Raw genomic sequence first — 348 nt, 5'->3', positions numbered from 1 at the left:
GCCCGGGGTGGCCGCCGCCCTCGTCGGCGTGTTCGTCATGGGCCTGGGCACCCCAGGCGCGGTCGTCGGCCTGTACACCTCCGTGCAGCGCAACTCGCCGGCCCAGTTGCAGGGCCGGGTCGCGGCGGCCGCGAGCATGCTCGCCACCGCGCCCCAGGTGCTGTCGGTGGCCACCGGCGCCGCGCTGGTCGCCCTGGTCGACCACCGCCTGCTGCTGGTGGTCATGGTGGTGCTGATCGGCGCCAGCGCCCTCTACCTGGTGCGCCGGGTACGCGAGTTCGACGCCGAGGAGCCGCGGGCCGCCCGGGAGCCGGGGCCCGTCCAGGAGCCTGTCTCTTATACACATCT

At 74.7% G+C, this 348-nt stretch carries 1 pseudogene; it reads left to right on the top strand.

Annotated elements, in window-relative coordinates:
• A pseudogene (locus ACOV8S_RS31570) lies at positions 1-348 on the top strand (hypothetical protein); the annotation flags it as partial.

The organism is Streptomyces sp. CO7, from assembly GCF_053474865.1.
This window is presented reverse-complemented; position numbering and strand designations above follow the sequence as displayed.